This is a genomic window from Streptomyces sp. SAS_272, from assembly GCF_052543235.1.
This window is the reverse complement of record NZ_JBMNDR010000078.1, coordinates 20,840-44,847: the sequence shown is the minus strand read 5'-3', so window position 1 is coordinate 44,847 and position 24,008 is coordinate 20,840. Positions and strand designations below refer to the sequence as shown.

The 24,008-nt window shown below is 73.6% G+C and carries 18 protein-coding genes; 6 read left to right on the top strand and 12 right to left on the bottom strand.

Annotated elements, in window-relative coordinates; translation table 11 throughout:
- Positions 1-73 precede the first annotated feature (73 nt).
- The 8 genes from fxsT to ACN6LD_RS32910 form a co-directional block, all read right to left on the bottom strand.
- Positions 74-3,115, bottom strand: a complete 3,042-nt coding sequence (fxsT, locus tag ACN6LD_RS32945) for an FxSxx-COOH system tetratricopeptide repeat protein (protein WP_319197046.1) — start codon at positions 3,113-3,115, stop codon at positions 74-76.
- A gap of 132 nt (positions 3,116-3,247) precedes the next feature.
- Positions 3,248-4,807, bottom strand: coding sequence for an aKG-HExxH-type peptide beta-hydroxylase (locus ACN6LD_RS32940; RefSeq protein WP_445045083.1), 1,560 nt, complete (start codon positions 4,805-4,807; stop codon positions 3,248-3,250).
- Positions 4,807-6,015 carry an FxsB family cyclophane-forming radical SAM/SPASM peptide maturase gene (locus tag ACN6LD_RS32935; RefSeq protein ID WP_445045082.1) on the bottom strand — a complete coding sequence of 403 codons (1,209 nt, stop codon included), beginning with the start codon at positions 6,013-6,015 and terminating at the stop codon, positions 4,807-4,809. Before ACN6LD_RS32935 ends, ACN6LD_RS32940 begins: the two co-directional genes overlap by 1 nt.
- A gap of 263 nt (positions 6,016-6,278) precedes the next feature.
- Positions 6,279-6,494 carry an FxSxx-COOH cyclophane-containing RiPP peptide gene (gene fxsA / locus ACN6LD_RS32930; protein WP_445045081.1) on the bottom strand — a complete coding sequence of 72 codons (216 nt, stop codon included), beginning with the start codon at positions 6,492-6,494 and terminating at the stop codon, positions 6,279-6,281.
- A gap of 26 nt (positions 6,495-6,520) precedes the next feature.
- Entirely contained in the window at positions 6,521-9,970 is a 3,450-nt protein-coding gene (locus ACN6LD_RS32925) for an SAV_2336 N-terminal domain-related protein (protein WP_445045080.1), read from the bottom strand.
- A gap of 7 nt (positions 9,971-9,977) precedes the next feature.
- Entirely contained in the window at positions 9,978-11,000 is a 1,023-nt protein-coding gene (locus tag ACN6LD_RS32920; RefSeq protein ID WP_020130728.1) for an AAA family ATPase, read from the bottom strand.
- A gap of 108 nt (positions 11,001-11,108) precedes the next feature.
- A complete protein-coding gene (locus ACN6LD_RS32915) occupies positions 11,109-13,472 on the bottom strand; it encodes a VMAP-C domain-containing protein (RefSeq protein WP_445045079.1) in 2,364 nt (787 codons plus the stop codon).
- Positions 13,469-14,170 carry a CU044_2847 family protein gene (locus tag ACN6LD_RS32910; protein WP_445045078.1) on the bottom strand — a complete coding sequence of 234 codons (702 nt, stop codon included), beginning with the start codon at positions 14,168-14,170 and terminating at the stop codon, positions 13,469-13,471. Before ACN6LD_RS32910 ends, ACN6LD_RS32915 begins: the two co-directional genes overlap by 4 nt.
- Positions 14,171-14,401: 231 nt before the next feature.
- On the opposite strand from ACN6LD_RS32910, the gene ACN6LD_RS32905 reads away from it, so the two are divergent.
- The 3 genes from ACN6LD_RS32905 to ACN6LD_RS32895 all read left to right on the top strand — a co-directional run bounded on the left by ACN6LD_RS32905 (position 14,402) and on the right by ACN6LD_RS32895 (position 17,003).
- Entirely contained in the window at positions 14,402-14,584 is a 183-nt protein-coding gene (locus ACN6LD_RS32905) for a DUF6104 family protein (protein ID WP_019058231.1), read from the top strand.
- Between the two features lie 156 nt (positions 14,585-14,740).
- Positions 14,741-15,766 carry a DUF4097 family beta strand repeat-containing protein gene (locus tag ACN6LD_RS32900; RefSeq protein WP_445045077.1) on the top strand — a complete coding sequence of 342 codons (1,026 nt, stop codon included), beginning with the start codon at positions 14,741-14,743 and terminating at the stop codon, positions 15,764-15,766.
- A 1-nt stretch (position 15,767) separates the two neighbouring features.
- Positions 15,768-17,003, top strand: coding sequence for a helix-turn-helix transcriptional regulator (locus tag ACN6LD_RS32895; protein WP_445045076.1), 1,236 nt, complete (start codon positions 15,768-15,770; stop codon positions 17,001-17,003).
- A 128-nt stretch (positions 17,004-17,131) separates the two neighbouring features.
- Here the strand turns inward: ACN6LD_RS32895 and ACN6LD_RS32890 are convergent, their stop codons facing one another.
- From ACN6LD_RS32890 to ACN6LD_RS32875, 4 genes are all read right to left on the bottom strand, one after another.
- Positions 17,132-17,746 (bottom strand): Clp protease N-terminal domain-containing protein, encoded by a 615-nt coding sequence (locus ACN6LD_RS32890; protein WP_445045075.1) that lies wholly within the window; start codon positions 17,744-17,746, stop codon positions 17,132-17,134.
- On the bottom strand, positions 17,746-17,955 hold the full coding sequence (locus ACN6LD_RS32885; protein ID WP_040248424.1) for a helix-turn-helix domain-containing protein: 210 nt from the start codon (positions 17,953-17,955) through the stop codon (positions 17,746-17,748). The genes ACN6LD_RS32890 and ACN6LD_RS32885 overlap by 1 nt, the downstream gene beginning before the upstream one ends.
- 113 nt (positions 17,956-18,068) lie before the next feature.
- Positions 18,069-19,034, bottom strand: a complete 966-nt coding sequence (locus ACN6LD_RS32880) for a zinc-binding dehydrogenase (RefSeq protein ID WP_319197819.1) — start codon at positions 19,032-19,034, stop codon at positions 18,069-18,071.
- Positions 19,035-19,382: 348 nt separating this feature from the next.
- On the bottom strand, positions 19,383-20,612 hold the full coding sequence (locus ACN6LD_RS32875) for an NAD(P)-dependent malic enzyme (RefSeq protein ID WP_319197724.1): 1,230 nt from the start codon (positions 20,610-20,612) through the stop codon (positions 19,383-19,385).
- A gap of 636 nt (positions 20,613-21,248) precedes the next feature.
- On the opposite strand from ACN6LD_RS32875, the gene ACN6LD_RS32870 reads away from it, so the two are divergent.
- The 3 genes from ACN6LD_RS32870 to ACN6LD_RS32860 are packed head-to-tail and all read left to right on the top strand — an operon-like array spanning position 21,249 to position 23,978.
- On the top strand, positions 21,249-22,211 hold the full coding sequence (locus ACN6LD_RS32870; protein WP_319197722.1) for an ABC transporter substrate-binding protein: 963 nt from the start codon (positions 21,249-21,251) through the stop codon (positions 22,209-22,211).
- Positions 22,212-22,251: 40 nt separating this feature from the next.
- Positions 22,252-23,220, top strand: a complete 969-nt coding sequence (locus tag ACN6LD_RS32865; RefSeq protein WP_319197720.1) for an amino acid ABC transporter permease — start codon at positions 22,252-22,254, stop codon at positions 23,218-23,220.
- Positions 23,217-23,978, top strand: coding sequence for an amino acid ABC transporter ATP-binding protein (locus ACN6LD_RS32860; protein WP_306949334.1), 762 nt, complete (start codon positions 23,217-23,219; stop codon positions 23,976-23,978). Before ACN6LD_RS32865 ends, ACN6LD_RS32860 begins: the two co-directional genes overlap by 4 nt.
- Positions 23,979-24,008 lie beyond the last annotated feature (30 nt).

Sequence of the window (24,008 nt, the reverse complement as noted above, 5' to 3'; positions counted from 1 at the left end):
GACCCGCTCCCCGGACAGTGCGGGGGGCGGGCCCTTCGCCGTGGATCTGTGTGTCTGCCGGCCGGCGCCGGCCTCAGATGACCTGGGGTTCGAAGTCCCAGTAGGGCCGGTTGCGGGAGCGGGCCGACACGGTGTGCGGATGCTTGCTGCCCAGCGTCGCGTCGAGGTCCGACAGCGCCTCCTGCTCGACCTTCTCCGCCTGCCGCCGGTCCCGCAGTCCGCGCAGGTCCGCCGCGTGGGCGATGCGCGCCGACAGGGTCAGCGGGTGGGTGCGTCCGAGCGTCTCGACGGCCCGGCCCACCGTGTCGTGGCTGAGCTCGGCGGCGCTCTCGGTGTCGCCGACGATGTTGCGCAGGGCGGAGGCGTTCAGGGCGCAGCCCAGCGTCCAGGGGTGGTGCTCCCCCACCGCGTCGGTCATCGCCGCCAGCGCCTGCTCCAGGAGGACGTGGCCCGCCTCCCGCTCGCCGACGTTGCGCAGGATCAGCGCCTGGTTGGCGCGGGCCCCGGCGACGAACGGGTGCTCGTCCCCCAGCATCACCTCGTACCGCGCGACGACGGCCTCGCTGAGCTCGCGGGCCCGGTCGATGTCGCCGTGCTCGCGGGCGTAGCAGCTCTGGGCGGTCGCGAAGATCAGGGTCAGCGGATGGGTCTCGCCGAGTACGCGCTCGCCGCGCTCCAGCACGCTGGAGAGCAGGTCCCCGGGCTCCTCGCGTTCGGTGCCGCGGTCGCGGCCGCGGTCGCGTTCGCCCAGGCGGTAGCGGCACAGGGCGAGGTTGTGCTCGGCCTTGAGGGTCTGGGGGTTGTCGCGGCCCATGACGAGCCGGATCTCGCGCACGTTCTTCGCCTGGATGGACTCGGCCTCCGCGTATCGGCCGAGCAGCCGCAGGTCGATGGCGTAGGAGATCTCGGAGCCGAGGGTCCATGGATGGCGGGCCCGCAGGAGCAGGCGGCGCGATTCCATGGTCCGCCGGTCGTGCTCCAGGGCCTCCGGGTAGCGGCCGAGCAGCCGGAGGGAGACGGCGAGGTTGTTGAGGGAGTTGAGGCTGCGCGAGTCCTGGTCGCCCAGCAGGTCGCGGTAGGCCACCAGGACCCATTGGGAGAGTTCCAGCGCCTCGTCGTAGCGGCCGAGGCCGCGCAGGTCGGCGGCGAGGCCGGCGGCGGCCCGCAGATGCTCCAGGTCCTGTGGGCCGCGCTCCGCCTTGAGATGTTCGGAGGCGGCCCGGCTGAGGGCCTCGGTGGCGGCGTAGTCGCCGACGGCCCTCAGCAGGTTGGTGTAGTGGTAGGTCAGCTCCCAGATCCGGGGGTGGGTCGGGCCGAGCAGTTCGCGCCAGGCCTTCATGGCGCGCTCGCCGAGCTTGATGCCGGCGACGTACTCGCCGGAGAAGTACATGTAGCGCAGGCAGTTGAAGACCAGCCGCTGGACGGTCGGTTCCTGCGTCTGCAGCACGTCGGCGTACTTCAGGTGGGGCACGATCTCGGCGTATCCGGGCCACAGGTCGGGGTCGGTGGGCCGGCGCGGGTCGGCCGCGGCGAGGGCCAGCCGGACGACGTCGATGAACTCCTTGCGGTCGGCGTCCGGCATGTCCTTGCGCACGATCTGGTGGACCATGCGGTGCAGGTACAGCGACTCCCCGGAGCCGGCCCCCTCGTCGCCGACGGCTTCGTGGGACTCCAGACGGACGACGGAGTACTGGCGGAGCTGGTTGATCGCCTTGTTCCACAGCAGCGGGTCGTTGAGCAGTCCGGCGAGCTGTTCGGGCAGTTCGTCGCTCGACATCTCGCGCAGCAGCCGGACGGGGATGAAGCCGGGGGCGAAGAAGGTGCACAGCCGCAGCAGGTCCACGGACTCGGGGACGGTCTCGCGGAGCTTGTTCAGCAGTATCGACCAGGCGGTCTGGAAGGCGAGCGGGAAGTCCGCCGACACCTTCACCACGTCGTTGTCGATGCCGCCGTCCAGCAGGGCGATGTACTGGCGCACCGACAGGTCGGAGTCGTTCAGCCAGCCCGCCGTCTGGTCCAGGAGCAGCGGCAGGTCCTCCAGCGCGTCCGCGAGCTGGTCGGCCTCCCCCTCGGACAGCCGTGGCGCGCGGCGCCTGATGAACGCCACCGACTCGTCGCGGGCGTAGACGGGCACCTCCAGCAACTTGCTGTTGTGCTCGGTCCATTCGGGGTTGCGGGAGGTGATGATGACATGGCCGGGGCCGGTGGGCACCAGGTCCCAGATCTGGTCGGGCTCGTCGGCTCCGTCGAGGATCAGCAGCCATCGTCCGTACGGGTCGCCGCGGCGCAGCGAGTCACGGACGGCGCGCAGTCGTTCGCCGTACTCCTGTCCGGTCTGCAGGCCCAGTTTCGGGGCGAGTTCGGCGAGCAGCCGGCGGTAGGTGACGCGTTTCTCGGCGTTGACCCACCACACGACGTCGTACTCGGAGCCGAACCGGTAGACGTACTCGGCGGCCGTCTGGGTCTTGCCCACCCCGGACATGCCGTGCAGCGTGACGACGCCGGCGCCGGGCTCCGCGCCCTGCAGCAGGTGGTAGGCGTCGTTGAGCAGCGTCTCGCGGCCGGTGAAGCGGGTGTTGCGGCGCGGGACCCCGCCCCAGACCTCGGGCATCGCGGCCGGGAAGCGGGGGCCGCGGCGGGCGCCGTCGGGGACGTCGGGCTGCGGCTCGAAGGGCAGGTCGAGCCGGTCGAACAGGCGGCGCTCGGCCTCGTCGGCGCCCATGTTGGTCAGGTCGACGGGGGCGAGGACGGCGGTCGCCGCCGGTACGGAGGCCGTCGTCACGGAGACGGCGGCGAACCGGGACGGGTCGGGGGCGACGACCTCGCGCAGTGCCGCGTTCCACTCCTCCTGCGTGCGGGGCCCGAGCTGGAAGTACCACTCGCTGACGACGATGAGGATGCGGCCCTCGGCGAGTTCCAGGTCGCGCAGCAGATCGACCAGGGGCACCTCGGCCGGGGAGTCCCAGCGCAGGTACACCACGCGCAGGCCGCGTCGTTCGAGCCGGTCTCCGATCCATGCGGCCCAGGCCCGGTTGAATCCCGCGAAATGGATCGTGACCGCCTGCCTCGCGGCCCCTCTCCCGGTTGCCCCGACCGGCGTACGAGCTCCAGACATGCAGCGGCCTCCAGCACGTAGTACCTCGAAATCCTAGGACCTCGGCGCGGCGCGCGTAAGTCCGCCGACCTCTTCCGCGCGCGCCTCGGCCCGACGATCTTCGCTCACGGGACGGCCCCTCGCAGGCCATCCTCATTCTTTCGGGCGTGGCAGCGCGGGGGTATGACGCTGTGTCCACAAAGCACGCGCGGCCTTCACGTAGGCCTCGGCCCGGGCGGTGTGGCTGCGGGGCGCCGGGTGTTCGGCCATGCGTTCGTAGGCGGCGGCCATCGCGTCGACGAACCGGCGTCCGCGGACGGTGAGGTCGGGCGAGCCGACGAGCGCCGGCAGCGCCGCCTTCACCTGGGCGCGGTAGCGGGCGTGCCGGGACCAGGCGTACTCGCCGTCGGGCGGTCCGGCGACGAGTGCCCGGTGCTGGAACCAGTCGGCGAGGGCCAGATGGGAGTACACCCCCTGCAGCAGGGCGTCGTACGGTCGGGGACCCGTCTTCCACGGGGCGAAGTAGCGTGCCGCCGCGTCGGCGTGATGGAGCGTCACCAGGTCTCCCAGGGCGGCGAGTTTGGCGTGGTGGAGTTCGTGGACGAGGGTGGCGGCGAGGGCGACGGCGTCCTGCGGGGGGCTGGCGAGCAGGGCGCCGAACGCCTCGTGCCGGGTCGCGCTGCAGCTGTCGCGGCCGTCGGCGCCCGGCGGGCTCTCCAGCGGGACCAGACAGCGCAGCAGGGCCACCGCCTCGGCCACCCGGTGCGCGCCGCCGGAGCGCAGCGCGGCCTCGGTGCCCGACCAGGCCTGCAGCCAGCGTTTGTGGTCCGTGTCGTCGAGCACGGCCGGCCCGGCCGGGGTGCGGTGGCCGGCGCTCGGGCCGGGGCCGGGCGGGGTGCGGTACGGGTCGACGTCGTCAAGCGGCAGGGGGGCGGTACCGGGCAGCAGGCCGGGCAGGGTGCGCACGGGCGTCCAGGCGAGGGCCGCGGACCAGGCGCCGATCCCGCTCTCCAGGTGGACGACGACGTCCGGCGTGTCGGGTCCGCGCAGCGTCAGCCGCCCGTCGCGGTGGGCGACGTCGACGGGGGCGTCCGCGCCGGTGGCCGTGTGCAGCGCGCCGAGGGACGGCAGGGCGAGCACCCCGGCGCGGGCGGTGAGCCGCACGGTGAAGGGGATGCCGGCGCGCGCGGCGGCCACTGCGGCGAGGGCGCTGAAGTGGGCCAGGTCCTGGCGGAGGCGGCGGGCGCGGTGTTCGTCCACGGGGCCGCCGCGCTCGTCGAGTCCGCGCAGACAGCTCAGCGCCCAGGGGCCGGTCAGCGGATGGAAGAGACGGGCGCGGGCGGGCGAGTGCGCGGCGCCGGACGGCCTCGGGTGACCTGCGGGCGCGTGGGCGCGGTCGTCCGGCGCGCCGGACGCGCGGGAGTGTCCCGCGGGCGTGTGGGGACGGTCGTCCGGCGCACCGGACGGGCGGGGACGGGTCGCGGGCGGGCGGGGGCGGTCGGCCGCGGTGAGCATGGCCCAGTCCTCGCGCAGCCGGGCCTTGCGCGCCGTGGAGCAGACCGCCGGGTGGGCCGCTTCGGCCGCGTCGAGGACGGCGCGCAGGAGGAGCAGGCGCCGGGTGTCCTGGTCGCGCACCAGGAGGGCCAGGGTGTCGGGACCCCCTCGGGTGCGGCCGAGTTCCAGGAGGCTGCGTTCCGGGACCGCGGGCCGGATCACGGAGCGCCCTCCTCGCGGGCGGCGGACGCGTCGTGGGGGGCGGTGGCCGCGGGGACGGCGGCAGGGGCGGAGGCGGCGGCAGGGGCGGTGACGGCCGTGTGCGCGGCGAGCCGGGCGGCGATGTGGCGGATCAGGCGCTGGAGGTCGGCGCAGTACACCGACGGGTTGCGGAAGCCGTGTCCGGCCCGGTAGCGGTGGGCGTAGTGACCGCCCCCGCAGACCGCGAGCAGGGGGCAGGCGCGGCACTGCCGCGCGAGGGACGCCGTGCCCGCCTGCCGGGCCGCGACGGCCGGGTGTCGCGACGCGTCGTCGAAGGTGTTGCGGAAGACGTCCAGGCCGGTGTGCGCGGCGCCGTCGTACGCGGACTTGAGCGAGTCCGTCTGCTCGATCGACCCGTCGGTCTCGACGACGACCGCGTCGAAGGGAGCGAGGCCCAGGGACTCGGTGGCGGAGGGCATGCCCAGCAGGAGGGCGAGGCACTCCTCGAAGAGGCGCACGCGGGTCTCCCGGCGGCCGGCGTCCCACCATCGGTCGAAGACGGCGCACAGCCACTCCCCGTGCCGGACGCCGGCCCAGTGGGGCGGCGGGGCGGACCAGTTGCCGTGCGGCAGAAGGAAGTTGAGGGCGGGTGGGCGCAGGCCGAGGAGGGACTCGTACGTCTCCACGGGGTCCAGCGTGGCGTCGACGACGGTGAGGATGCCGGCGTACGCCGACGGCGCCCGCTCGGCGGCCAGCAGGGCGCCGCGCGCGGCGGCGGGCCAGGAGGGGCGGCCTGCGTGGTCGACGCGGCGCGCGTTGTGCGCGGCCCGCCCTCCGTCGAGGCTGACGCTGATCCGGATGCCGCCGTCGGCGAGGACGGCCAGCCGTCGGGCGGTGAGCAGGGTGGCGTTGGTCTGGACGACGGCGTGGACCGTGCAGCCGGCCGGGACGCGGTCGCGGACCAGGCCGGTGAAGCGGGCGAGGGTCTCGGCGCCGGCCAGCAGGGGCTCGCCGCCGTGCAGGACGAGGGAGAGGTCCGTCAGGGCGTGGGCGCCGGCGTGCTCGGCGATGCGGGTCGCGGTGCGGTCGAGGACTTCGGGGGCGGCCGTGGCGGGGCGGGCGCGCCAGGTGCGGTCCGGGCCCTCGTAGAGGTAGCAGTACGTGCAGGCGAGGTTGCAGCGGCCGTGCATCTTCACGATGAACTGCCGGAAGGCCTGTCCGGACATCCAGCACCCCCATGCCCTGCGGCTGCCCTGAAGCGGCCCTGCGGCTGCCGTAGGGCAGCCCGGTGGCAGCCCTGCGGCCGGCTTCGGCCCGCGCTGCCGTGTCCCCCGCTCCGCGGCGCGAGCGCCGCACGGGGCGCATGCCCGTGTGCACCGCGGACACAAACCCCGCCTGACCGAACTTGTCCGAGTCGCGCGCACATGAGACCGGATTCGACTTCCGGACGATCGAATGTGTCCTGTAAGGGGGGTGTCGGCGGAAACCGTCAGAGCACCGAGTCGAACCCCCACAGCGTCTCGCTCGACTTCCCCGCCCGCTCCCGCAGGTCCTCCACCACCTCCCGCAGCACCGGATGCCCGATCGTCCGCAACTCCGCGAGGTCCAGCGCCAGCAGGTCCGGCAGCGGGCCGCCCGCTCCGGGCTCACCCGCGCCGAAGTCCCGCGCGGCCGTCTCCGCCACGGACTCGCCCCGTACGTCCATGCCCGTTCCTCCCCAACCCGCTCGGCTCACGTCACACGCTCCAGTGCGGCCAGCCGCTCCGCCGTCGCGGCGGACGTCGGCCCGTCGGCCACCAGGCTGCCCTCCGGCAGCCGCGACCACTCCGTCCGGGCGGCCCGGTAGGCCTCCCGGGCGGCCCGTGGCCGCGAGGCCGCCTCATAGGACATACCCCGCCAGTGGTGCGCCTGCGCACCCGTCCGGACGGCCTCGTGCCGTCCGCGCTCCGTGGTGGCCGCCCCCTCGGCCTCCCGGGCCGACTCCGCCGCGTCGCGGAAGGCGTCCACCGCCAGGTCCAGACGGGCCGGGCGGCGCAGGCTGCGGTAGGCCTCGAACTGGACCTGGCCGAGTTCCAGACGGCACCGGGAGGCCAGCAGCGGGTCCGCCGCGTCGGCGGCGGCGAGCCCGAAGAGGTGCTCGGCCTCGCGCAGGTCGACGCGGTCCCCGCGGCCCCGGTAGCGCAGCATCAGCGCACGGCCGAGCAGCAGCAGCCGCAGGGCGACCTGCGCGCTGCCCGCCGGGGTCTCCATCCGGCAGTCCCGCAGCACGCGGATCGCCCGGGAGAGCGTGCCCTGGGCCCGCGCCCCGGACTGCAGTCCCGCCAGCCGCAGCAGCGCCTCGCCCCACTCGGCGAGGACGTCGGCGTGCGCGGGCGCGTCGCGGGACATGCGCTGGGCGGCCTGCGCGAAGCGGTCGGCGGCCGTCTCCAGCTCCGCCGGATCGCCCGACTCCCGGTGGCGGGCGACGGCGATCCGGCCCGCCCGCGCCAGCAGCGCCGCCCGCCGGCCCTGTTCGCGCACCAGGGCGAGGGCCTCGTCGACGCGGGCCTGGGCGTCGTCCAGCGGACCGCCCGCCCGGAGCAGGGCGTCGACCAGGTCGAGCAGGACGCGCACCCGCGCGCGTGCCGACTCCGCGGTGTCGGGCTCCTCCCCGGTGTCGAGGGCGGTGCGCAGCGACTGCGCGCCCTGCTCGGCGTAGAGGCGGGCCTGCACGGGGTCGGCGGTGGCGCCGGACAGACGCAGCAGGATCCGGCCGTGCTCCAGGGGGAGTTCGGGCGGTCGCTGCCGGCGGTCGGGCCAGACGTCGGCGAAGGCCTCCAGCATGCCGACCGCGCCCTGGAGCAGCGCGCTGTCCCCGCCGAGCCGCCACTGCGCCTCCAGGGCGCGCACCCGCTCCAGGGTGAGTCCGAGGGCCTGACGGTGGTCGAGGTCGGGCGCCGCGCAGGCGACGGCGTACTCGCGGTCGGCGCGGCGCAGCAGGTCCAGGGCGCCGGCCGGGTCGCCGCGGCGTCTGCGGTCGGTCGCCGCGGCGTGCAGCACCCGCGCCAGGACGGCCCGTTCGTGCAGCCGACCCGGGTGCGCCGCGGCGCGCTCCGCGGCCGCCTCCGCCTCCTGCAGCAGATCGTCGCCGCCCTGCACCTCCCACAGGCGCAGCGTGCAGTGCGCGTACTCGGCCCACAGCTCGGGGTCCGCCCCGGCGGGCCGCTCGTGCTCGGTGGCGCCGCGCAGCAGCTGCACCGCGTCGATGACGTCCTGGATCATGCCCTCGCGGTCGAAACGCTCGATCAGCGTGCGGGCCCGGCGGACCGCCTGGTGCGTCGGCCGCTCCTCGGGACGCCCCGGGCCGGCGCGGCCGCCGGGCGTCTCGAACTGCTCGGGCAGCGGCATGAACCGTCGCAGCACGCGCGCGGCGACCTCGGCGAAGGGCTGCGGCACGGGCGCCTCGTCGCCGTTGCCGCCGCCGTCCCCGTGGTCGGCCCGCCCGGCGCGGTCCGCGGCGCCGGCGGCGGGCGCGTAGGGGCGGCCCGCGCCTCCGTCGCCGAGCTGGGCGAGGGCCAGCGCCGGGAAGTTGGGACCGCCCTTGCCGAAGCGCTGCTCGATGTACTCCGAGCAGTGCTTGAGCACCAGCATGGCCTCGTCGCGGCCCAGCCGGGACAGCAGGGCGTCGCGCACGTCCGGATCGATGCGGTACCACTGGGCCCCGTCGTCGGCGTACTCCTCCGACTCGCGCGTGAGCAGACCGCCGACCAGGACCTCCGCCAGCTCGGACGGTCCCGAGTCGGGCAGCATCGTGCGCTGGACGAGCTGCATGACCGGCAGGCACAGGGGCGCGGCGGCCAGGTACACGGCGAGCCGTCCGGCGGCCGGGGAGGCGCTGGAGCTGAACCTGCTGACCCGCTCGAACGGTGTGCGCCGCCGGTCGGCGCGTCCGGCGGGGGCGGGCGGCTGGTCCGCGCGCACCCAGCCCACGGCGCCCGGCACGGGCCCGGCGCCGGCCCCGGACAACAGCCTGGCCCAGGCGCCGAGGGCCACCGGTTCGGGCGGCAGCACCGGCACCGGCAGCGCCCCGCGGCGGGTCTCCGCCGGAACGCCGGACGGCGTGCGCACCCTTAGTGCCGCCGCCCCGCCCAAGGTCTCGCCCCGGCTCAACTCGCAGAAGACCACGGGCAGTCGGGTCCGGTTCCACAGGCGCTGCGGAAGCGGCTGGAGTACGGCGACCGGACCCTGCCGGGAGAGGTGGTGCAGCAGCCGGTGCGCCTGGCCGCTGTGCCACAGCGGGCCCGCGCAGTCGCTGACCAAGAGCACGATCCGGCGGCCGGTGGGGTCGCTGAGCCGGTCCGTGGAGTGCAGCGGCGCCGCGTACACGTCGGGGCTGCGGCTGACGGCGGGAGCACCGTCGGGGCCCTGGTGCAGATGACTGACCCTGATGTCCGAGAAGGCCCCCAACTGGCCGAACACCTGCTCCAGTTCGAGGAAGAGCCGGTCCCACACCCGCATCGACGACGAGGCGTCCAGGACCAGCTGGAGCCGGGCGTCGCCGCGGACGACGGCACGGTGGACCGGCATGATGAGGCCGCCCGCCTGTGCGCTGCGCTCCGCCGTCGCCGTCTCGTCGAGCCGCATGCGCAGCGGCGGCGCCGGACTGCGGTAGCGCTGCAACCGCCGCAGCGCGCGCTGGAGTTCGAGCGGGGCGGGCAGGGCGGGGGCGGCGGGCACGCCCACCGGGAGCGCGGCGGCACGGCCCGCGCCACGCGCGCGCTGCCCTCCGTCCTGGGGCACCGGGTACAGGCTCACGCGGCCGCCGGCGCCCACCTCCTGCGGGGGCGGCTCCGTGCGCTCGGGCCGGGCCCCCCGCGCCCCTCCGTCCGGGCCCCCGCCCCGACCGCCGTCACGCCGGAACGCCGGCCTGTCGCCGGCCTCGGCATGCGGTTCCTCCGGTTCGGGCACGTCCACCGGCCGGGTCCACCGCGCCAGCCACAGCGCGTCGCACAACTGCTCCACGTCGGGATCGAGCCCCGCCCCGCGCAGTCGCGCGACCAGCTCGGCGAGCGGGTCGCCCCCGTCCGGGGCGGCCCGGGACGAGGCCGGGACCCGGGCCCGGGAGGCCGAGGGGTCGTCGTGGTGGTCCTGGCGCCGGTCGTCGGGCGGGACGGGGCCGTGACGGGCCGCTGCGTCGGGCATCAGGCCCTCACCTCGGGCGGTCGAGTCGCTGGATGAGCAGGTCGGCCAGCCGGTCACGACTGGGCGGCGCGGCCGCGTCGGTGAGGTAGATCGCGTTCAGCAGCTGGTCCGCGGCGAGGAGTTCACTGCGCGACCGCTCCAGGAACCGGGTGATCAGATCGTCCCCCGCGCGGGCCGCCTCGTCGCCGAGATGCGCGCGGACGAAGGTGGCGAGCCGGTTGTGGTCGGGGCGCCCCAGCTCCAGGTGGATGCACCGGCGCATCAGCGGGGCCGGGAAGTCGCGCTCGCCGTTGCTGGTGAGCACGACGAACGGGAAGGCGCGGCAGCGCACCCGGCCGTCGCGCACCCGCACCTTCACGCCGTCGGCGGTCAGCACCTCCGCCTCGCCGTCCGGCAGCCGGTCGGCGATCCGCTCCAGCTCGGGTATCGCGAACTCGCCCTCCTCCAGGACGTTCAGCAGGTCGTTGGGCAGGTCGATGTCGCTCTTGTCCAGCTCGTCGATGAGCAGCACGCGCGGCGTGTCGGAGGGCAGCAGGGCGGTGCCGAGCGGCCCCAGCCGGATGTAGCTGCCGATGCCCTCGACCGCGCCCGGCGAGCCGGCCGCCGACCCGAACCCGCCCTGCGCGGCGATCTGCACGTCCTGGAGCCGGGCTATGGCGTCGTAGTGGTACAGCCCGTCCTGCAGGGCGGAACGGCTGACGATGGACCAGCGCAGCACGTTGCCGAGTCCGAGTTCGTACGCCACCGAGTGTGCGAGGGTGCTCTTGCCCGCGCCGGGGCTGCCGGTGACGAGCAGCGGACGGCGCAGATACAGCGCCGCGTTGATCATCTCCAGCTCCTCGGCGCCCGGCCGGTGCAGTTCCGCCAGATGCCGGTGCGCGCCGAGCCTGCGGTCCTGGGAGCCGTCGCCCGACCCCGCCGCGTCCCGGCTGGTGAAGTCCCGCCACGGAGGAGGATCGGGCAGCCGCTCGATCCCGTCGTGCGGTTCGCCGGCGCCTCGGTAGATGAGCCACTCACTGGATTCGGTCATGATCCGGTCCTCGTCACTCGTCCACTGCCGCGGCGGTCCGAACGTGCATCACGTTATCCATCCTGGGGGTGCCTGGTAAGGGGCCGGCCGGCCCCGCGGACGGGTGGCTCAAGGGGCCTCCAGCAGGTCACCCGTTCCGGGGAGGGGCTGGTGGGGGTCGTCGTACAACAGGGCCACGCCGTCGGCCCAGAAGGACTCCGTACGGCCCTCGCGCAGCCGCACCCGGAGATCGTGCACGGCCTCGGGAAGGTGCTGCGCGGTGGGCGGTTCGGCGATCTCGTCGATCGTGCCGCGGTGGAACTCTCCGCAGACGGCGTCCGACCGTCCGCGCCGCCGGCGCCACAGGGCCACGCCGTAGCCGCCGAGCACGATCCGGGCGAGCGCCTCCGCGTCGTCCTCGTAACGGAGGTCGCCGTAGCGGCAGAGCACCGGGACGGTGCCGTGCGACAGGGCGCGCAACTGCTCCACGGTCGGCACGGGTTTGCGCAACCCCTCTTCGCAGTCCAGGACTTCGGCCCGCGCCCGGTGCGCGTGCAGCCAGCGCCAGCGGGCCCGGCGCTCCGCGTCCACGTCCTCGTCGCCGTAACCCGCTTCGCCGTACACGTCGTCGCCGTACTCATCGGCCTGACCGTCGTCCTCGCCGCGACCGTCGTTCTCGCCGCGACCGCCGTTCTCGCCGGCGTCTCCGGGGTCCTCCGGATCTTCCGGGGCCACCGGGGCCTGCGGGGCGCGCCAGTGGCCTCCGGCGTCGCAGCCGGCCGCGTCGTACGCCCCTGACGCCTCGTCGGACAGCCGGTCACGGTCCGCGCAGCGCACGACGACGGGCCGCAGGGCGCCCAACGGCACGTCGTCGGGCGGGAGTTGCCAGGCGTCCACCTCGAGGCCGAGCAACGCCTGGGGCAGCGCCACCTGGAGCAGCGCCGGCCTGCCGGGCTCGTCGCAGTGGCGGAAGGCCTCCGCGAGCGGTCCGGCGAGGCGGCCGGGCAGCTCGGCCAGCGGCGTGCGCTCGGCCTCGTGCAGCCGTACCGCCTCACCGCCGGGGGCGGTCACGCAGACCGACCAGTCGCAGCGGTCCGGCTCCCAGCCGCGCCGCACCAGCTCGAGCAGGACGGAGGGCCGCGCCACGCTGCCCGGGGCACGGTCACGGGCACGGGCGCGTGCGGCCTGCCCGCGCCGACGGTCGCGCCCGCGCCCTCCGGGAGCGTCGCCGGTGTGCCCGCCTTGGGAGACCGTGTCGGGGGCGTCGCGCTCCGCCCCGTCCCGTCGGCGCAGCCGCGCGATCCGCTGCTCGGCGAGGCCGGACCGGTAGCGGGCGCTCAGCCGCTGCGCGGCCTGCCAGACCCAGACCCACAGGGCCTTCTCCGCGTCCGGGGTGCTGGGCACGACGAACGGGCGCGGCGCGGACATCGCCCGCATCGCGTAGTCGAGCACCAGCTCCAGCGCCCCGTCGTCGCTCGCGCTCTCGTACAGCGCGCCGAGACCGTCGCGCCAGCCGCGCGGCGCGGGCAGCGGAACGGGACCCTGGAGGTCGGGCAGGGAGTCGAGGATGTCCAGCAGGCCGCGGGTGCTCTCGGGCGGCGGGAGCTCGGCGAGCCGGCCCAGCAGCTGGATCCGCTCGTCCGGGCTGAGGGTGCGGCCAGGACGGGCGCCCAGCCTGCCCTGCACGTCGGTCCAGGTCTGCCGCCGGGAGGCCGGGTGGCGCTGCCGGTCCCGGTGGTAGCGGTCATGGGCGTGGAAGACCGCCTGATAGAGATCGCTGTGCTCGGCCGGCACCGCCTCCGCGGGCACCCGCAGGGTGCGCAGCTGCTCGATCCCGGTGGAGGTGCCGCCGGGCCGGTGGTCCGAGCGCGCCTTCAGGACGCCGATCACCTCGCCGCGCACCGGGTCGATCACCGGACCGCCCGAGACGCCGTAGGGCAGGTCGTTGTCGCCCAGCCGCATCTGCACGTCCGAGGACCAGCCGCCGATCGTCCCCTGCACCGTGAGCGTGCCGTCCAGGACCTGTAAGCGGCCCTCGTTCTCGGTCCAGCCCGCGTACAGCACCCGGCCTTCGCCGTAGTACGCCGCCGGACGCTCGGAGACGTACACGCACTCGTGGTCGTCGACCGGCTCGGTCAGCTGGACCAAGGCCAGGTCCGGGGCCGGCCAGTTGCCGGCGGACGCGGTCCGCTCGGCGCGCTCGGGCAGCGTCGCCACCACCCTGCCGGGCGCGGTCGAGGCGCCCCGTCCCGGAGCCGTCTCATACACCACGGCAACCTTGCCCCCCTCCCCGCCGCAGGCCACATGTGCGCAGGTCAGAACCCAGTTGGGAGCGACGAAGAAGCCGCTACCGAGGAACGTCCCGGGCTCGTCCAGGGCATACCCGACCACCGGGCGATGAATGCGCACGGTGGCCGCCACGACGAGTCCACGCAGCGCACGGCGGGCCGCATCGAACGCGTTCGATGCGCCCGGGGCGTGTCCGCCCGTCATGCTCCGCCCCCGCCGACGGCGTCGTCGGCCCCCCTGTGCATCGGCGCGCCGGGGGACGCGCCCGCGCGCCGCCCCCCGTCGGCGAGGGACGCATCCGGTGAGGGCGGTGAGACCGGCGGCGGGGGTACGGCGGGGGGCGAAGGCGAGGAGGGTGCGGCGGGGGGCGGGGGTGCGGCGGGGGGCGAGGGCGGCGAGGCCGGGGGCCGAGGTGAGGCGGGGGGAGCCGGTGCGGTCGGCGCACCGGTCCAGGAGCCGTCACGCGCGCGGGAGGCAGTGCCGGCGCCGCTGCCCGAGTCCGCGCCGGCGTCCGCGCCGGAGGCCGTGCCGGCAGGCGGTGCGTCGAGGTCGGGGGGGCCGCTGTTCCAGGTCAGGGTGACCGTGATGGCGGCCTTGGCCTCGCCGTCGGCCAGCAGGCCGACGACCTTCCCGGCCTTGGCGGTCAGCTCGATGCCGAACTCGACGCTCACCTCGTCCGGCCGCACCGCCCGCAGCGGCTCCGCCAGCGACCGCGCGACCCCCGTGACGAGCGCGTGCAGGCTCTCCACGCTCGCCTCCACCCGTTCGGCGAACCCGGTGTCGCTGTACGACAGCCGCCCGGAGGGCGCGGTCAGCTCTCCGGCGCCCGAGATCCGTGCCCAGACGGGCGTCCCGTCCGGCAGCGCGACGCGCGCCACCCGTGTCACGTCCTCACCGCTCATGCCACTCCCCCGTTCCCCCAGTCCCTCCTGCCCTCCCGCGCGTGCGCAGGCCGACAGCGGGCTCCGTCCGCGCGGAGGTCCGGCGGCCCGCAGGCCTGCGCCCCCCTGCGCCTATCCTTTTCCTGTCCCCTCCCCCACCGGAGAGCGGAGCACTTCTCCCCTCGCAGGAACAAGGGTCCTTCCCCCGACGGAGGACCCCTACCCCTGCGACCGACCCACGGAGCACGTTCCATGTACTTCACCGATCGCGGAATCGAGGAACTCGAGAAGCGGCGCGGCGAGGAGGAGGTCACCTTCGAGTGGCTCGCCGAGCAGCTGAGGACGTTCGTCGACCTGAACCCGGACTTCGAGGTGCCGGTGGAGCGGCTGGCGACATGGCTGGCGCGGCTGGACGACGACGAGGACGACGAGTAGGCGGTGCACGGCGGCCCGGCGGCCGACCGCGCGGGAGGGGGCGTCCGGGACGCCCCTTTTTTCTTTTCTTGACTTTCGACGGCCGCGATATATCGTGTTTGACGGGAGACGCGATATGGCGCGTCGCGCCGTGTGCCGTGCAAGGAGGTCCGCACCATGTCCGAGTGGTCCGTCGCCGAACCGAGGAAACTCTCCTTCGACGAGCCCGTGAGCGAACTGCACGTGCGCATCGTCGAAGGCGCCGTGAACGTGGTGGGCACCGACGAAGGCCCCGCCCGCCTGGAGGTCTCCGAGGTCGACGGCCCGCCGCTGGTGGTCAGCCACCGCGACGGGACCCTGACCGTGGCCTATGAGGACCTGCCCTGGAAGGGCTTCCTCAAGTGGCTCGACCGCAAGGGCTGGCGGCGCAGGGCCGTCGTCTCGCTCGCCGTGCCGGCCGGCACCCGGGTGGAGGTCGGGGTGGTGAGCGCCGCAGCGGTGGTCTCCGGCATCGACGGCCACGCCGAGGTGAAGGGCGTCAACGGGGACACCACCCTGGTCGGCCTCGCCGGCCCGGTGCGCGCCGACACCGTCTCGGGCAGCGTCGAGGCGCAGGCCCTCACCGGCGACCTGCGCTTCAACTCCGTCTCCGGGGACCTGACCGTGGTCGAGGCCGGCTCCTCCGTGAAGGCCGACTCCGTGAGCGGGTCGATGATCGTCGACCTCGACCCCGCGAGCCGCCCCACACGGATCGACCTGACCAGCGTCTCGGGCGAGATCGCCATCCGGCTGCCCCATCCGGCCGACGCCCAGGTGGAGGCGAACACCGCGAGCGGCTCGGTCTCCAATGCCTTCGAGGACCTGCGGGTCAGCGGCCAGTGGGGCGCCAAGCGCATCACCGGCCGGCTGGGCGCGGGCAACGGCAAGCTCAGGGCGACCACGATCTCCGGCTCGATCGCCCTCCTCAGGAGGCCTCCGACGGAGGACGCGGCAGACACGGCGGACGCGACGGGGCCCGCGAAGGAACACGCGACGGCGCACACCGGGGAGGACGGGCGCACGGAGGCGCGAAGGGCGGACCGGGGGCCGCAGGAGCACACCGGCGCGTCCTCCCACCCGGGGGACCATGCCGTTTCCGGCCCGGGCGGCGAGGCCCCCTCGGGCGACCCGGCCGACAGCACGACCGACAAGAAGGTGTTCTGACATGCCTCCCGTCTTCGCCCACGGCCGTCTCCGCCTCTACCTGCTGAAGCTGCTGGACGAGGCGCCCCGCCACGGCTACGAGGTGATCCGCCTCCTGGAGGAGCGCTTCCAGGGCCTCTACGCGCCCTCGGCGGGCACGGTGTACCCGCGGCTGGCCAAGCTGGAGGCCGAGGGTCTGGTCACCCACACCACCGAGGGCGGCCGCAAGGTGTACGCGATCACCGACGCGGGCCGTGCCGAACTCGCGGACCGCAGCGGCGAACTGGCCGATCTCGAGCTGGAGATCCGCGATTCGGTGGCCGAACTGGCCGCGGAGATCCGTGCCGACGTGCGCGGGGCGGCGGGCGATCTGCGTCGCGAGATGCGGGCGGCGGCCTCCGAGGCCCGCCAGGGCGCCGGCCGCCCGAAGGCAGCGGAGCCCGGCGACCACGCAACCCACGCAACCCGTGGCGAGAACGGTGACAACGGCGAGTACGGCGAGTACGGCGAGTACGGCGACAAGGAGGCGTGGCGCGCCGCCAAGGAGGAGATGCGCCGCGTCAAGCAGGAGTGGAAGGAGCAGGCGCGCCGGGCGAAGGACGAGAGCCGCCGCGCCCGCGAGGAGGCCCAGCGGGCCCGCCGCCAGGCCAAGGAGGCACAGGAAACCGCCCGCAGCCAGGCTCAGGAAGAGGTGCAGCGCATCGCCCGCCGGGTGCAGGAACAGGTCCAGGACCACTTCGCCCGGGGCGACTGGCCGACGGGCGTCCGCGAGGGCCTGACCGAACTGGCCAAGGAGTTCGGTGAGTTCGGCAAGGACTTCGGACGGGAGTACGGCAGGGACTTCGGCTTCGGTCGCCCCGGAAGCACCGGCAGCACCGGCAGCACCGGCAGCACCGGCAGCACGACGGGCCGGAAGACGACCACGCATCCGCAACCCGCCGACACGCCGGACCACTCCCCCGCCCAGGACCACCCCGGCGCCCCGGACCACCCCGGCGCCCCGGACCACTCCGGCACCCCGGACTGCTCCGCCGCTCCGGAGGGCTTCCCCGCCGCGTACGAGCCGGTCTGGGCCCATGAGGACGCCGGCGGCGACCCGGCCCGCGACCTGGACCGCCTCCTGGACCGCTTCCGCGACGACATCCGGGACGCGGCCCGCGACCACGGCGTCACAGCGGACCAACTCCGCGAGGCGCGCCGCCACCTGTCCACGGCGGCGGCTCACATCGGGGTGATCCTCCGGTCCCCCAAGGCGTGACGGCCGTCGGCCGTTCGGATGACGGCCGCCGGCCGCCGGCTGGCGGCTGGCGGCTGACGGCTGACGGCTGACGGCTGACGGCTGACGGCTGACGGCTGACGGCTGACGGCTGACGGCTGACGGTGGCCTCAGCCGGCCGCGCTCCCGGCCTCGGCGCCGGGCTCGGCGCCGGGCTCACCTCCTCGCTCCCTGTCGCCGTAGAGCACCCGGGTCAGGGACGCGTGGGTGACGCCGTGGTCGGCGAGGATCTCCGAGGGGACACCGCGGCGGGCGGTCAGGGCGAGCAGCAGGTGCTCGTCGCCGATGTGCCGTTCGCCGTGGGCGACGGCCACCCGCAGGGTCCCGGTGAGGAGGTCCTTGGCGCCACGGCCGAACGGCCGCCGCCCGGACCGTCCCCCGAAAAGGCCGCCCCGGCCGGCCGCGGCCAGCGCGCCTTCGCCGTGCGTCTCCTCCACCCTGGACACGATCTCCGCCAGGTCGATGCCCAGGCCGGACAGAGCGTCCGCGTCGGCCCGGGAGAGTCCGCCGCGGCGGCGCGTCTCGTCCACATCCCGCACCAGCCCCGCCCGGCCGCCGGGCGGCAGACCGAGCGAGGCCAGCGCGAAGGAACCGCGACTGCCCTCGCGGTCGAGGAGGGACAGCAGGACGTGCGCCTCCTCGACCCGTGTCGCGCCCTCCCGTTCGGCGTGCCCCACGGCGCCCTCGACCACCGCACGGGCGTCTTCGGTGAATCGCTCGAACATCACTGCCTCCCGTACTTCTTGTGCACGGCCTGCCTGCTGACGCCGAGCTCCGCGGCGATCTCCTGCCACGACCAGCCCTGGTTGCGCGCACTGCGCACCTGCACCGCCTCCAACTGCTCCAGCAGTCGGCGCAGTGCCGCTACGGCGCGCAGTCCGATCCGTGGATCGCGGTCGCCGGCGCGCTCGGCGAGATCCGTCGCTTCGGTCATGACCGTCAACCTACGTTGACAGCTGGCCGGTGTCAACCACGATTGACACAACCGGCATGCGAAAGGCGGGCCCGGACTCCCCGGACCCGCCCGTTCGCCCCGGCTGCCGACGCTCAGCCGCCGGTGAGCACGATCTTGCCGAACAGGTCGCCGGACGCGAGCCGCTCGAACCCCTCGCGGGCCCGGTCGAGCGGCAGCGTCTCGTCGATGACGGGGCGGACGCCCGTGGCCGCGCAGAAGGACAGCAGGTCCTCCAGTTCGTCCTTCGAGCCCATCGTGGAGCCGACGACCTTCAGCTCGAGGAAGAAGATGCGGGTCAGCTCGGCGTGCGAGGGACGGTCGCCGCTCGTGGCGCCGGAGATGACGAGCGTGCCGCCGGGCCGCAGGGACTTCACCGAGTGCGACCAGGTCGCCGCGCCCACGGTCTCGATGACGGCGTCCACCCGCTGCGGCAGCCGCGCACCCGGCTCCACCGCCTCGACGGCGCCCAGCTCCAGGGCCCGCTTGCGCTTGGCCTCGTCCCTGCTGGTGGCGAAGACCCGCAGCCCGGCCGCCCGGCCCAGCACGATGGCCGCCGTGGCGACGCCGCCGCCGGCGCCCTGGACGAGAACGGAGTCGCCGGGACGCACACCGGCGTTGGTGAAGAGCATCCGGTACGCCGTCAGCCAGGCCGTGGGCAGACAGGCGGCCTCCTCGAAGGAGAGCTCCTTCGGCTTGGGCAGGATGTTCCAGGTCGGCACGGCGACCTGCTCGGCGAAGGTGCCCTGGTAGCGCTCGGTGAGGATCGAGCGCGGCTCGTCGGGCCCGACGCCGTGCCCCGTCTGCCCGATGACGGAGTGCAGGACGACCTCGTTGCCGTCCTGGTCGACGCCGGCGGCGTCACAACCGAGGATCATCGGCAGCCGGCCTTCCGGGAGGCCGACGCCCTTGAGGGACCAGAGATCGTGATGGTTGAGGGAGGCGGCCCTGACGTCGACGGTGCTCCAGCCGGGCCGGGCCTCGGGAGCCGGACGCTCCCCCAACTCCAGTCCGGAAAGCGGCTGGTCACGGTCGATGCGGGCGGCGTAGACGGCGAACATGCAACCGACCCTAGGGTCCGGCGGCGGCAAGCGAAACCGGACGGCACTGTGACACATGCCCTCTTGCGCTCCCACCCACGAACACGGCCACGATCCCAGCCCGCCCGACAACCCGCCCCCAGCCCCGGCCAGCCGTCCCCACCCGCCCGCCAGTCCCGCCCCAGCGCAGCCCCCGCACACCTCCCGGCACCGGCCGGCGATTGAGGACGAGGCCCGTTCAGGGCCGAAGCGGGGGTCCAGGGGCGGCAGCCCCGGGGACGGCGCCCTCGCCATCACCCGAACGGGCGGGCGGGTGGGCCAAAACAAAATGGCCCCGCCCACCCGGACGGGACCATTCGCAGGCGCACGTCAGCGACGAGCAACCCCTTCGGCCCGAGCAGCCGCGGCAACCGCCGCCGTCACCGCGGGAGCGACCCGCTCGTCGAACGGCGAGGGAATCACGTAGTCCGCCGCGAGATCGTCGCCGACGACGCCCGCCAGCGCCTCGGCCGCCGCGAGCTTCATGCCCTCGGTGATCCGCGAAGCCCGCACCTGCAGCGCGCCGGCGAAGATCCCCGGGAACGCCAGCACGTTGTTGATCTGGTTCGGGAAGTCCGACCGCCCGGTGGCGACGACGGCCGCGTACTTGTGGGCGACGTCCGGGTGCACCTCGGGGTTCGGGTTGGCCATGGCGAAGACGAACGCGCCCTTGGCCATCGAGGCCACCGCCTCCTCGGCCACCGTGCCGCCGGAGACGCCGATGAACACGTCGGCGCCGGCCAGCGCGTGCTCGAGCGAACCGCTCAGCCCGGCCTTGTTGGTGAATCCGGCCAGCTCGCGCTTGACGTCGGTCAGGTCGCTCCGGTCCGCGGAGACGATGCCCTTGCGGTCGGCGACCGCGACGTCCCCGATGCCCGCCTCGATGAGCATCCTGGCGATGGCGACGCCGGCCGCCCCGGCGCCCGAGATGACCGCCCGCAGCTCGCCGATGCCGCGCCCGCTCAGCCGCGCCGCGTTGCGCAGCGCCGCCAGCGTCACGATCGCCGTGCCGTGCTGGTCGTCGTGGAAGATCGGGATGTCGAGCTCTTCCTGGAGCCGGCGCTCGATCTCGAAGCACCGCGGCGCCGAGATGTCCTCCAGGTTGACTCCGCCGAACGAGGGCGCGAGGCGCACCACCGTCTCGACGATCTCGTCCACGTCCGTGCAGGCGAGCGCGATCGGAACCGCGTCGACACCGCCGAACTGCTTGAACAGGATCGCCTTGCCTTCCATGACCGGGAGGGAGGCCTCCGGGCCGATGTCGCCGAGCCCGAGCACGGCCGTGCCGTCGGTCACGACCGCGACGACGGACGACTTCCAGGTGTAGTCGTTCACCAGGTCCGGCTGTTCCGCGATCGCGGTGCACACGCGAGCGACGCCGGGCGTGTAGGCGAGGGACAGGTCGTCCTTGTCGCGGATCGGGACGGTGGCCTGCACGGCCATCTTTCCACCACGGTGCAGCGCGAACACCGGGTCGAACGAGTCGAGGGGCTCCGCACCGCCCTCCTGGCCCGTTCCGTCGGCGCTCTCGCTGCGAGGATTGACGATCTCCGCTGCCACTGTGTCTTACCCCTTAGGTCTGCATGGTTTGAGGGTGGCCACTCCTGATTGAGAAGTGGGCGGGCATCGCGCAGAGCCGAGGTGATGCGTACGGGCGTCTGCGCGTCGGGCGCGCCGCACACGCGCCCTGAGCCCCGGATGAGGGGTGTGAAGAACCTTCTTACCGGACGGGGACCACAGCCGACGAGTCCATTCGGTGCAAGGTCACACCGCTCGGTGTGTGGACCTTCGACAGAGGCCGCCACGAGTGAGATGACTCATGCGGGGGGACGCACCCAGGCTCCGTGAGTCCTCTTGACAATGCCTTGACAAGAAAGCACGTCGCCGGACGCGCCGCACCGCGGTGATCGCCCTACGGCAGGAACCGGAGATTTTTCGGCCGGAACGGGGGATTCCCGCAGATGGTCCGGCTCCGTCCGGTCGTGATGTACCGGACTGATGGGGTTCGGGGGTCGCCCGTTATCCGATTTTGACATGGCTGCCCCCCTGAATGGCGTCGTCCGAATGGCAAGATGCCGTCATCACACGAGGTCGCGACACCCGAAGGTGTGTGTTCTCGTCGACCCAACGGCATGGTCGGCCCCTCGGCTGTGTCGCCCCATCGGCATCTCCATCCATCCGCCGGAGGAACCCACCATGACCGCACGCTCCACCCGAACCACGACCGCCGCGCGCACCCGCCTGGCAGCGGTCGGATCCCTCGCGGTCGCGGGCGCCCTGCTGCTCACCGCCTGCGGGGACCAGACCGAGAGCGGCGGAAGCTCCTCCGAGTCGTCGAGCGGCTCCAACAAGGCCCCGCTGTTCTCGAAGCTCCCGGCCGAGATCCAGAAGTCGGGCGTCATCAAGGTCGGCACCAACGCCGAGTACGCCCCCATGGAGTCCGTCGAGGGCGGCAAGATCGTGGGCGTCGACCCGGACATCGCCGCCGCGCTCGGCAAGCAGCTCGGCGTCGACTTCCAGTTCACCTCGGGCGGCTTCGACACCCTGATCACCGCGGTCAACACCGGCCGCTACAACGTCGCCATGTCGTCCATCACGGACAACAAGCAGCGCCAGGAGGGCCTGGACGACAAGGGCAAGAAGCTGGGCGAGGGCGTCGACTTCGTCGACTACTTCACCGCGGGCACGGCCATCTACGTCAAGAAGGGCAACCCCAAGGGCGTCAAGACCATGGACGACCTGTGCGGTCAGACGGTCGCGGTGCAGCGGGGCACCACCTACGAGGAGGCCCTGAAGGCGCAGTCCACGAAGTGCACGGGCAGCGGCAAGAAGGCCCTCAAGATCGAGTCCTTCGAGAACGACACCGAGGCCCAGACCCGCGTGAAGTCCGGCGGCGCCGTGGCCGGCGTCAACGACTACCCGGTCGCCGTGGACATGGCCCGCAAGGCGGGCAACGGCAACACCTTCGAGGTGCTCGACGAGCAGTACGAGGCCGCCCCGTTCGGCATCGTCGTCGACAAGAAGAACACCCAGCTGCGCGACGCCCTCAAGGAGGCCGTCGACGCGATCATCAAGGACGGCTCCTACCAGAAGGTGCTGGAGAAGTGGGGCGCCGAGAGCGGCGCGATCAAGGCTGCCGCGATCAACGGCGGCAAGTGATCCACCCCGCACCTCCTGAAGTCTTCGAAGGGCAGTCCCCATGACTGACAAGCTCGACAAGTCCTCCGCGGGCGCACCACCCGAGGACACCCCGCCGGTCGCCGAGGACGCGGCGTTCTCCGGGCCGCCGGAGGCCATCAAGGCGATCCCCGTGCGCCACTACGGCCGCTGGGTCAGCGCCGTGATCGTCATCGCGCTGCTCGCGCTGCTGGTGAACGCCTTCGCCAACGGCGACATCCAGTGGGACACGGTCGGCGACCAGCTGTTCGACTCGACCGTGATCGCGGGCGCCGGGCGCACCCTGCTGATCAGCATCCTGTCCATGGTGCTGGGCGTCGTCCTGGGCGTCGTGCTGGCCGTGATGCGGCTGTCGAAGAACCCGGTGACCAGCACGGTCGCCTGGCTGTACATCTGGTTCTTCCGGGGCACCCCGGTGTACGTGCAGCTGCTGATGTGGTTCAACCTGGCGCTGATCTTCCCGATGCTGAACCTCGGTCCGATCTACAAGGACGAGATGACGGACGTCATGACGCCGTTCATGTGCGCCCTGCTCGGCCTGGGTCTGAACGAGGCCGCGTACATGGCCGAGATCTGCCGGGCCGGCCTGCTGGCCGTCGACGAGGGCCAGACCGAGGCGGCCCACGCGCTCGGCATGAGCCACGGCAAGACGCTGCGCCGGATCGTCATCCCGCAGGCGATGCGGGTGATCGTGCCGCCGACCGGCAACGAGTTCATCAACATGCTGAAGACCTCGTCGCTGGTGTACGTGGTGACGTACAACGAGCTGCTGCGCTCGACGTCCGTGATCGGTTCCTCGTCGTTCGCCGTGATGGAGCTGCTGTTCGTCGCCTCCATCTGGTACCTGGTCATGACCAGCGTCTTCAGCGTCTTCCAGTACTACCTGGAGCGCTACTACGCCCGCGGTTCGAGCCGTAGCCTGCCGCCCACGGTCTTCCAGAAGATCCGGGCGAACCTGTTCTCGATCGGCCGCGAAAGGGGTGCGGCATGACCGCGATGGTGAAGTCCGAGGGCGTCCACAAGTCCTTCGGCGCGGTCGAGGTCCTCAAGGGCATCGACCTGGAGGTCAAGAACGGCGAGGTGTTCTGCCTCATCGGCCCGTCCGGCTCCGGCAAGTCGACGTTCCTGAGGTGCATCAATCACCTCGAGAAGATCAACGCCGGCCGGCTGTACGTCGACGGGGACCTGGTGGGCTACCGCCAGAAGGGCGACAAGCTGTACGAGCTCAAGGACAGCGAGGTCGCGCTGAAGCGCAGGGACATCGGCATGGTGTTCCAGCGGTTCAACCTGTTCCCGCACATGACGGCGGCGGAGAACGTGATCGAGGCCCCGGTCCAGGTCAAGGGCCTCAGCAAGGCTCAGGCCAAGGAGCGGGCGAGGGAACTCCTGGACCGGGTCGGCCTCGCCGACAAGGCCGGGAGCTACCCCGCGCAGCTCTCCGGCGGCCAGCAGCAGCGCGTGGCGATCGCCCGGGCGCTGGCGATGGACCCGAAGCTGATGCTGTTCGACGAGCCGACCTCGGCGCTCGACCCGGAGCTGGTCGGCGACGTCCTCGACGTCATGCGCGACCTCGCCGAGTCCGGCATGACGATGGTCGTCGTCACGCACGAGATGGGCTTCGCCCGCGAGGTCGGCGACAGCCTGGTCTTCATGGACGGCGGCGTGGTCGTCGAGTCGGGCAACCCGCGCGACGTCCTGACCAACCCGCAGCACGAGCGGACGCAGGCGTTCCTGTCCAAGGTGCTGTAGCGGTACGGCACGCGCGGAAGGGGGAGATCG